The sequence below is a fragment of the Myxococcus llanfairpwllgwyngyllgogerychwyrndrobwllllantysiliogogogochensis genome (assembly GCF_006636215.1).
In the GTDB taxonomy this organism is placed as follows: Bacteria; Myxococcota; Myxococcia; order Myxococcales; family Myxococcaceae; genus Myxococcus; species Myxococcus llanfairpwllgwyngyllgogerychwyrndrobwllllantysiliogogogochensis.
In genome coordinates this window covers 1-9527 of the sequence record NZ_VIFM01000363.1, presented here as the reverse complement: position 1 = coordinate 9527, position 9527 = coordinate 1, and the positions used below count along the sequence as shown (strand labels likewise).

8 protein-coding genes are annotated in these 9527 nt (G+C 70.0%); 1 reads left to right on the top strand and 7 read right to left on the bottom strand.

Features of this window, described 5'->3' with window-relative positions; translation table 11 throughout:
* The 7 genes from FJV41_RS45335 to FJV41_RS45305 form a co-directional block, all read right to left on the bottom strand.
* Positions 1–298: TSUP family transporter (locus FJV41_RS45335; protein WP_141648864.1), on the bottom strand; the 298-nt coding region annotated here is incomplete at its 3' end.
* Between the two features lie 107 nt (positions 299–405).
* A complete protein-coding gene (locus FJV41_RS45330) occupies positions 406–1167 on the bottom strand; it encodes a carbonic anhydrase (protein WP_141648863.1) in 762 nt (253 codons plus the stop codon).
* Positions 1164–2705 carry a SulP family inorganic anion transporter gene (locus tag FJV41_RS45325; protein WP_141648862.1) on the bottom strand — a complete coding sequence of 514 codons (1542 nt, stop codon included), beginning with the start codon at positions 2703–2705 and terminating at the stop codon, positions 1164–1166. The genes FJV41_RS45330 and FJV41_RS45325 overlap by 4 nt, the downstream gene beginning before the upstream one ends.
* Positions 2706–2944: 239 nt before the next feature.
* Complete coding sequence (locus tag FJV41_RS45320; protein WP_141648861.1) at positions 2945–4282, bottom strand: sigma-54-dependent transcriptional regulator; 1338 nt, start codon at positions 4280–4282, stop codon at positions 2945–2947.
* On the bottom strand, positions 4279–5955 hold the full coding sequence (locus FJV41_RS45315; RefSeq protein WP_141648860.1) for a sensor histidine kinase: 1677 nt from the start codon (positions 5953–5955) through the stop codon (positions 4279–4281). Before FJV41_RS45315 ends, FJV41_RS45320 begins: the two co-directional genes overlap by 4 nt.
* A gap of 159 nt (positions 5956–6114) precedes the next feature.
* On the bottom strand, positions 6115–7509 hold the full coding sequence (locus tag FJV41_RS45310; protein ID WP_141648859.1) for a hydroxymethylglutaryl-CoA reductase, degradative: 1395 nt from the start codon (positions 7507–7509) through the stop codon (positions 6115–6117).
* 370 nt (positions 7510–7879) lie between these two features.
* Positions 7880–8416 carry a hypothetical protein gene (locus tag FJV41_RS45305; protein WP_141648858.1) on the bottom strand — a complete coding sequence of 179 codons (537 nt, stop codon included), beginning with the start codon at positions 8414–8416 and terminating at the stop codon, positions 7880–7882.
* 229 nt (positions 8417–8645) lie between these two features.
* On the opposite strand from FJV41_RS45305, the gene FJV41_RS45300 reads away from it, so the two are divergent.
* Complete coding sequence (locus FJV41_RS45300; protein WP_141648857.1) at positions 8646–9335, top strand: response regulator; 690 nt, start codon at positions 8646–8648, stop codon at positions 9333–9335.
* Positions 9336–9527: the final 192 nt, after the last annotated feature.

Sequence of the window (9527 nt, the reverse complement as noted above, 5' to 3'; positions counted from 1 at the left end):
CTCCCACCCGACCCGACAGGAAGGCCCCGGTGAGCGCGCCCGCCGTGGTGGCCAGCTCCAGGAACATGGCCACGCGCATGTTGGCCATGCGCTCGCGCACATACGCGGCCGCCGCGCCGCTCGACGTGGCGATGACGGAGACGATGGACGCACCCACCGCGTAGTGGATGTCCACCTTCAGGAGCAGGGTGAGGACGGGGATGAGGATGAGCCCGCCGCCGATGCCCAGCAGCGAGCCCAGCAGTCCCGCGCCCACCGAGAAGCCCAGGACGACGAACGTGAAGAGGAAGGGGGTCATGCGGAGCCAGGCCGCATCCTTCCTCTCCAGCGTCCGATTTCCAATCAGGAGTCACGGCCCCATGTGGGCCATGCCCCCTTGCCTGCCTGCTACGAGAGGCCCCAGGCTCAGTGGCCGGCGGCCACGGAGAGAATCCGGGCGACACCCTCGCCGCCGGGCCCCTCCTGGTTCGCCGCCCGACCCTCGCCCGGGAAGAGCGGGTCGCCGCCGAGCTCGCGCAAGAGCGCCTCCCCCACCAGCTCCGTCATGGGGATGAAGCGGCCGTGCGTCGGGCGCCAGACGTGAACCTGCGCGTTGGCGATGTCGAACCACCACCCGTGCAGCCGCAGCTTGCCGGCGGCGATGCGCTCCTTCACCACCGGGTACGACGACACGTGCTGGAGCTGCTGGAGCACGTTGAGCTGCGAGAGCCGGTCGTACTCAGGCAGGCCCTCGCCCACCGTGGTGCCCTCCTTGAGGGTGCGCAGCGCCTGCTGGCCATGCTCCAGCCAGCGCTGGAGGTTGGGCGCGCCCGGCACCTGGCCTCCGGCGAGCAGCGCCTTCATCGCGCCGCAGCTCGAGTGGCCGCAGACGACCACGTCCTCCACCTCCAGGTTGCTCAGACCGAACTCGAGCGCCGCGGGCTCGGACTGGTCCCCCGTGGAGACGCCGTGGGCATCCGACGGCGGCACCAGGTTGCCCACGTTGCGAACCACGAACAGGTCGCCCGGGTCCGTCGTCACAAGCAGGTTCGGCACCAGCCGGCTGTCCGAGCAGGAGATGAAGATGCAGTCCGGGGACTGGCCCTGCGCCAGACGGGCGAACACTTCGCGATAGGCGGGCCGACCCTTGAGCTGGAAGTCCAGCAGGCCACGGATGAGCTTCTTCATGGGGCACCTTCAGACGCGAGAGTGTTGGTGGAAACCTGCGAACCCAGGACAGGACTGGAGGACCGGCTCGTACCGCTGCGGACCCAGACCTCTTCGAGCGACTCCATGACCACCGAGCCGCCCGTCTTGCGATGCGTGTCACTCCAGCTTTCGATGGCCTCGAAACCCGAGTGGTCCAACGTGTCCACGGTCAGGTCCACGCGAACCCTGGACCCCGCGGGCACCTGCGCCAGCGCCGTGGAGAGGCGGGGCACACCCACGAAGGTGAGCGAGCCCGACACCTGCACGAGGAACTCCCCGTGAGCCTGCTTGACGTCCACCTTCACGCTGCCCAACCGCCACAGCAACCGCAGCATGGCCACCAGCAATCCCAGGCCAATGCCCGCCAGCAGGTTGATGCCGACGACGCCCGCCACCGTCACCGCGTAGACGAGCACCTCGCCGCGCTTCTGCAGCTCGCGGATGTGGTGCAGGTTCACCAGCTTGGTGCCGACGACGACGAGCAGACCCGCCAGCACCGTCAGCGGCACCAGGCCCGCCACCGAGCCGAGCGTGGTGACGAAGAGCAGCAGCAACCCGCCGTGGATGACCGCGGACCAACGCGACTTCGCGCCCGCCGCGATGTTCGCCGCGCTGCGCACGATGACGCCGGTGATGGGCAGGCCACCCACGAGCCCGGACACCGTGTTCGCCACGCCCTGCGCGAACAGCTCCTTGTCCAGGTTGGCCCGGGGCCCCGTGTGCATCTTGTCCGTGGCCACCGCCGACAACAGCGACTCCGCGCTCGCCACCAGCGCCAGCGACAGCACGGCCGTTACGAATTGACCCCAGTTGCCCGTGGGAATCGCCGGAAGCTGCATGCTGCTGAACACGTTGGCCGGCAGCTCCACGCGCGACACGTCCGCGCCCCAGAGCACCGACGCCGCCGTCGCTCCCACCACCGCCACCAGCGGCGCCGGCACGAGCTTCAGCTTGCCCTTGGCCAACAGAGGCCACACCACCATCAACCCGATGGTGGCCAGGCCCAGCACCGCGGCCGGGCCATGCAGGCCGAGGATCTGCTCCGGCAGTTCCTTGATGTTCTGCCAGGCGCTCGACTGGGGGCTGCCACCCAGGACGATGTGGACCTGCCCCAGCACGATGAGGATGCCGATACCGGCCAGCATCCCGTGAATCACCGCGGGCGAGATGGCCAGCGCCGCGCGCGCCACCTTGAGCCCACCGAAAATCATCTGCACCACGCCCGCCACGGCCACCGCGGCGCACGTCATCGCCAGACCCATGGTCTGGATGAACCCGAACACCATCACCGCCAGGCCCGCGGCGGGGCCGCTGACTTGAAGCGGCGCACCTCCCAACAGGCCCACCACCACGCCACCCACCACGCCGGCGATGAGGCCCGAGACGATGGGCGCACCTGAAGCCAACGCGATGCCCATGCACAGGGGCAGCGCCACCAGGAAAACCACCAGGGAAGCGGGCAGGTCAGCGGCCAGATTCTTCCAGGCCGAGCCAGCGTTCCCATCACTCGTCGTCATGCCACACACCTCCACGAGAAGACGCCACCCCACGGTGGCGCACGCTGAGTCTCGCGGTGCGTCATGGCAACGCCCGTGCCAGGACCTAAACGGTCGATTTCACAAGGGAATGCGGCGCCCGGGAGCAGGCGGGCGATGAAAGGAACTTCAAGTGCCCGCGCCGGACTTCAAGAAACTTGAGCAAGGAACTTGAAGCGCCAGCCTGGCACGTCGGAGGAGCCGTCCCGACGCCCTGGGGCTCACTCCTCGAGCTTGCGGAGGAACGTGGGGTAGGACAGCCCGAGCGCCTTCGCGGCTTCCATCCGCCGGCCGTCCAGGCGGCCGAGGACGTGCTTCACGTACAGGCGCTCCACCTCGTCGAGCGAGCGCGTGCCCGACACCACGAAGGCGTCCGGGTCCGTGGCGGCGGGCCCCAGCGGGCCTCGCGGCTCCAGCGCCTGGAGCTCCAGCGCGGGTCCCGGCTCGAGCACCAGCGCGCGCTCCAGCACGTTGCGCAGCTCGCGCACGTTGCCCGGAAACGGGTAGCGCTCCAGGCGCGCCCTCGCGGCGCTGGAGAAGTCCACGGGCCTGCGCCCCAGCTCCGCGCACAGCTCCACCAGCAGTGACTCCGCCAGCGGCAGCACGTCCTCGCGGCGCTGGCGCAGCGGGGGAATCTCCACGCGGAAGACGCTCAGGCGGAAGTACAGGTCCTCTCGGAATCGGCTCTCCGCCACCTCGCGCGTGAGGTCGCGGTTGGTGGCCGTCACCACGCGGGCGTTGCTCGTCAGCTCCGTCGTCCCACCCAGCCGCCGGAAGGCGCCCTGGTCCAGGAAGGTGAGCAGCTTGGCTTGGAGGCTGAGCGGCAGCTCGCCAATCTCGTCGAGGAAGAGGATGCCGCCGTCGGCCACCTCCACCAGCCCTCGCCGGGCCGCGCGAGCGTCGGTGAAGGCGCCCCGCTCGTGGCCGAACAGCTCGCTCTCCACCAGCGCGGAGGGCAGCGCGGCGCAGTTGACGTGGACGAAGGGGCCCTGGTTGCCCTGCACGTTGTGCAGGTGCCGCGCGAGCACCTCCTTGCCCGCGCCCGTCTCGCCGGTGATGAGCACCGGACTTCGGGGCGCGGTGGCGATGCGCTCAATCATCTGGAGCGCGGCCACCATCGCCGGGGCGCGCGGACGCAAGAGCCGACGCCGGCCCCCCAGCTCGCTCTCGGCCTGACGCAGCCGCTCGTGGAGCTGGAGGTCCGCGGCGGCGCGGCGCGCGCGCAGGACGAGGTCGTCGAGTTCCACCGGCTTGGACAGGTAGTCGCGCGCGCCCTGCTTGATGGCGTCCACCGCGCTGGCGATGTCGCCGTGCGCCGTCACCATCATCACCGCCGTGTCCGGGAACTGCGCGCGCAGCTCCGGCAAGAGGTGGATGCCGTCTCCATCCGGCAGGCGGCGGTCCAACACGACGACCTCGGGCGCCTGCCGGGCGAGCGCGGCGCGCGCGTCATGGAGCGAATGCGCCAGCGTCACCCGGAAGCCCTCGTGACGCAGCACGGTGGCCGCCAGCGAGGCGAAGGTCCGGTCGTCGTCCACCAACAGCAGATGGATGCTCATGAAGTGCGCTCCAGCGGCAACCGCAGCGTGAAGAGGCTGCCCTGTGGACGGCGGGTATAGGTCAGGCTTCCACCATGCGCCTCCACGGACGTCCGCGCCATGGGCAACCCCAGGCCCACGCCTTTCGCGCGGCCGGTGGCGAACGGCTCCCACAGCCGGGGCTCGAGCCGGGGGTCCACGCCGCCCGCGTTGTCCTCCACCACCAGCAGCGCCGCATCGCCATCCCGCGACAGGTTCACCGCCACCCAGGGCGAGGGGCGCAGGCCCGTGTCCTTCGCCACCGCGCCCGCCTCCACCGCGTTGCGCACCAGGTTGTCGATGGCCGACACCAGGAGCGCCGCGTCACCCTGGACGGTCAGGTTCTCCTCCAGCGACGTGCGCAGCTCCACCTCCTCCGACTCGGGCAGCATGCGCACCGCCTGGAGCGCCTCCTCCACCAACAGGTGCACCTCGCAGCTTCGCCGCATCGCGGCACGGGGCGCGCCGAACGACAGCAGCGAGCGGGCCAGGTGCCCCAGCCGCTCCACCTGGGAGCGCAGGCCCCGCACCGGCAATTCGCTGCCCGCGGGCGTCGTGCGCAGCACGGACAGCGCGGCCTGGATGCCGTTGAGCGCGTTCTTCACCTCGTGGGCGATGAGCGCGGCGGCGGTGCCCAGCGCGGCCATCGTCTCCTGACGGCGCAGCCGCTCCTCCGCCGCGAGCAACGAGCGGTAGGAATGCCGCAGCAGGACGAGGAACAGACCGAGGGTGCAGGTGAGCAGCGCGATATGGAAGGCGAGCTGTCGCAGGAAGCGCGAGCGCAGTCCGGCCGTGGCTGACTCCTCGTCCTCGAGCACCACGAGCAACAGCTCGCTGCGTCCCACCCACGCCGCCGCGCCCATCAACCGGTTCCCCTCCAACATCAACGGCCCCGGCGCCTTCGCCAGTGAGCGCAGTGCTCCAGAGAAGTCCTCCTGGTGCGAGAAGGGCGACGAGGGCAGCAGGAGCCGTCCGCGCGCATCCATCAGGAACAGCGCCGTCTCCTCCGTGGAGCGCGTGGGCAGCGCCTCCGTGCGCACCTCACCGAGCAGCACGCCCTTGAGCTGGCCCTCCTTGATCATCGGCACGGCGACGACGAGCGGCCCCCCCTCGCCCTCCAACAGGTCGATGGCCGGCGCCTTGCGCTCCACCATCCGCTGGAACCAGGGGCGCGCGGTGATGGGCGACGCGCCCAGCGACATGCCGGGAGGGTCGCTCCACACACGCTCGCCTCGGGGACCGAGCAGGGCCACGCCCTCCGAGAACAGCGACGAGTGGTAGAAGGCGCTGTCGAGCAGGGCCTGCTCCGCGGGGGACGCCCCGTCCTCCGGAAAGAGCGTGGGGTGCCCGGCGACGCGCGCGAGCTCCGCCTCCAGCAACAGCAGGTGGACCCCCAGCGCGTCCGCCTGGACACGGGCCTGGTTCGACAGGTGCCCCAGCAGCTCCTCGCGCGCGTTGCCCACGTCCTCCAGGTAGCCGAGCACGGGACTCGTCAGCGCCACGACGCCCACCAGCCCCAACCCGAGCAGCGCCGAGCGGCCGCCCCGCTTCTGCGCATGCGCCAGCTCGCCCGGCGTGGGAGTCAGCGTGGGCACCGGCAAGGTGCGCAGGGGCGGAGTGTTGGGCGGCGAGGAGTGCGAGTCAGGCGGAGTCATGGGGGCTCACCCCGCCGTTGTTGCACAGCCCTCGGGCGGGTGGGAACCAGAACACGCGACAGGTCCCGGTTCCTCCACGCGGGGAGAAGGGGAAGGACACCGCGCACTCGGCGCGCCCTTCCCCTTGCTCGTCGACGTGGAGGACGTGAAGCCCGGGGCCTATTCGATTTCGTCCTGGAGCCCGGTGCGCAGCGCGGAGGGCGTGAGCGTCACGGACTCGCCGCCGCCGCGCATCCGGTCCAGCACCTGCCGGGCCCGGTCCACCTTCACCTCCCCCTCCTGGACGAGCAGCGCGGCGATGGCCTCCACCCACTCCGGTGGCGCGCCGACACTCGACGCCACGGTGCGCGCGTGCAGCGCCATGTGGCCGCGCTGGATGCCCACCGAGCCCAGCGCGCGAATCGCCGCCAGGTTCTGCGCGAGCCCCAGTGAGGCGAAGATGCAGGCCAGCTCCCGCGCGGAGGGCTGTCCCAGCATCTTGAACGAGGCCTGGACTCCGGGATGCGCCAGCATCGAGCCCCCCACCGTGCCCAGCGCCAGCGGCAGCTGGATTTCTCCCAGCAGGTGGCCCCCTTCCCTGCGCCACACCGACAGCGGGCCATACCGTCCCCCGCGGGCCGCGAAGGCATGCGCCCCCGCCTCGATGGCGCGCCAGTCCTGCCCGGTGGCGAGCGCCAGCGCGTCGATGCCATTCATGATGCCCTTGTTGTGCGTCGCCGCGCGGTACGGGTCCGCCAGCGCGAAGCGGCTCGCCTGGACGACGCCCTCGGCGATCTCCCCGCCGCTCAGCCCGAAGTCCGCCAGGGCCCGCTCGGGAATGGAGCAGCGCGCCCGGGCCAGCCGCCGGTCCGACAGGTTGGAGAGGATGCGCAGGTAGACCTTGCCACCCGTGAGCTGCTCGATGCGCGGGGCCAGGCCCTCCATCATGGTGTTGACCAGGTTGGCGCCCATCGCCTCCTGCGTGTCGACGAGCACGTGCACCACCAGCAGCGGCTCCATGCCGGGCCCCTCGGGAGGGGGCAGGAGCCGCACCTCCACGTCCCGGGCCCCGCCACCTCGGCGCTCCAACTGAGGATGCAGGCTGTTGGCCAGCGCCAGCAGCTCCGTGCGCGCCTCCAGGATGCGCGCCATGGCGAAGCTCGGCGGCCCGAAGCGCGCCAACTGGATTTGACCAATCATCAGGGATGGGTCCGCCTCCGCGACGAACCCGCCCGCCGCACCCACCAGCTTCGCGGCGAAGGACGCGGCCGCGATGACCGACGGCTCCTCCACCACCATGGGCACCGTGTAGTCCCGCCCGTTGACCTTCAGGTGGAGCCCCAGCCCCAAGGGCAGACTGAAGAGCCCCACCGCGTTCTCCACCATCGTCAGGGCGGACTCCATCCGCAGCCCCTGCACGCCGGTGAGTCCATCCAGGAGCTCCGCGTCCAGTCCCAGCCCCTCACCGAGACGCTCGCGCCGCTCCTCCAACGACAGGTGTTGAAAGCCGGAAAACACCGACTGATTTGACTCATTCCCACGGGCGCCTTGGGTATCCACCAGCTTCTCAGCCATCAATCACCTCACATCGACACAATCCCTCTCAAATGAGTCATGAGCAACCCATGAGCAATATGACACATCCTCATCCCCCTGGGGCTTGTGTTGCCCCGTGGACACTTCACGGGAAACGAGGTCGGCCAACCCACAGACAGCTAGCACCAAGGCACAACGGGCTTTGCCCCGGAGGACCTGGCGAGTCTCACGAGAGGACGCCTCACATTCCAGACATCGAAACACCTCGAACCTCCGCCCCGCCCCGAAAACAGCCCGCACCTCGCGCCCGCAGCACGCGAACCATGTCTGACCTTCATGGATGTCTCACGCGCGGCTCGCCCGCAGGGACGACGAAGCCCGTGGGCTCACACGAGGCCGGGCTGACGCCTCACGGCAACAGCTGGAGGAAGGTCATGCTGATCAGCCCCGAGGACTCGGTGACTCCCGTCGTCAGGCATTTGAGCAGGGCCAGGTCATTGGGGGTCAGCTCCAGCACGGAGACGACGAGGGCGCCCTCGAACCTGCCGGATATCACCGTGCCGTAGGAGGGCACCACCGTCTGGCCCAGGGGCTTGAGGTCCAGCGGAGACGACATGTCGATGATGCTCGTCCCCCCCGTGTTCCACTCGAGCACGATTCGGCTCTGGAGCGACGCGAGCGTACAGCTCGCGACCCCTCCGCCGGCGACCTGGAAGCGGGCCGAGCTGAGCGCGGGGTCCAGCGTCACGCACACATCCAGCGTGGCCTCCGCGCTGAAATAGGTCTGCCGGGGCAACAGCTTCAGGGCCGGCGAATAGGTCTGCTGTTGGGGACCCAGGCAGGTGGCCAGCTGCAGGTACTCCTCGGTCGCCAGCGCGGCGGTGCTCCAGACGGACAGCAGCAGCAAACACAGGCGAGACATGAACCGGCGTGAGTCGGGGGACATGCGGGCTCCTGGACAGGACCTCCGACAAAAGGCCGAAGGACATGAACAGGTAACGCTCCGCCGCGAGCGTGCGAGGGGCCCCTCGGTGGGGGGACGCTGTCAGTTTCCACCCAGACATGCTCGGAGGCGCGAGTGAGCCGCTCGCCTGTCCTCCCACCGGTCGCCATCACACAATCGTTGCAAATGCGTCACGTGCATGAAAATCGAGACGCGCAGACTCCGGCCCGCCATGGCCCACGTCCTCATCGTCGACGACGAACCCGATCTCGCCCACCTCATCGACTTCAACCTGCGCGATGCCGGCTTCTCCACCCAGCTCGCCGCGACGGGCGAGACGGCGCTCATCGCCGCTCGCGAGCGTCCGCCCGAGCTCGTCCTGCTGGACCTGATGCTCCCCGACATGTCTGGCATCGACGTCTGCCGGCAGCTTCGCGCCGGAGCCCAGTCCCGCGAAATCCTCATCGTCATGCTCACCGCCAAGGGCGAGGAGACCGACCGCATCCGCGGCTTCGAGGTCGGCGCGGATGACTACGTCGTCAAGCCCTTCAGCGTGCGGGAGCTGGTGCTGCGCCTCAAGGCCATCCTGCGTCGCGGAGGCACGCCCCAGGAGCCCCTGGCCGCGCCCCTGGCCCTGGGCGCCCTCAAGCTGGACCTGTCCGCGCACCGCTTCTACGTCGAGGAAAAGGAGGTCCCCCTCACCGCGCTGGAGTTCCGCCTGCTGGGGCACCTCATGACGCGCACGGGCCGGGTCCAGACGCGCGAGCAGCTCCTGGAGGAGGTCTGGGGTCTGTCCTCCTCGCTGGAGACGCGCACCATCGACACCCACGTCATGCGCCTGCGCGACAAGCTGGGCCCGGCGCGCACCCTGCTGGAGACGGTGCGCGGGGTCGGCTACCGCATCGTCGACCCGACCCACTGACTTCGTGACACCGATGTCACACAACGGACCTGAAACGGCCACGCGCGTTACCTAGAAGCCAGTTTCGTGACCCTCTCGAAACCCTTCCCGATGCGTCAACTCGCCACCGCGGTCCTCACCCTCGCCCTGAGCCCGGCCATGGCCGGGGCCCAGACGCCCGCCGTGCCCGCCGAAGAGCCCGCCGCCCAGGCC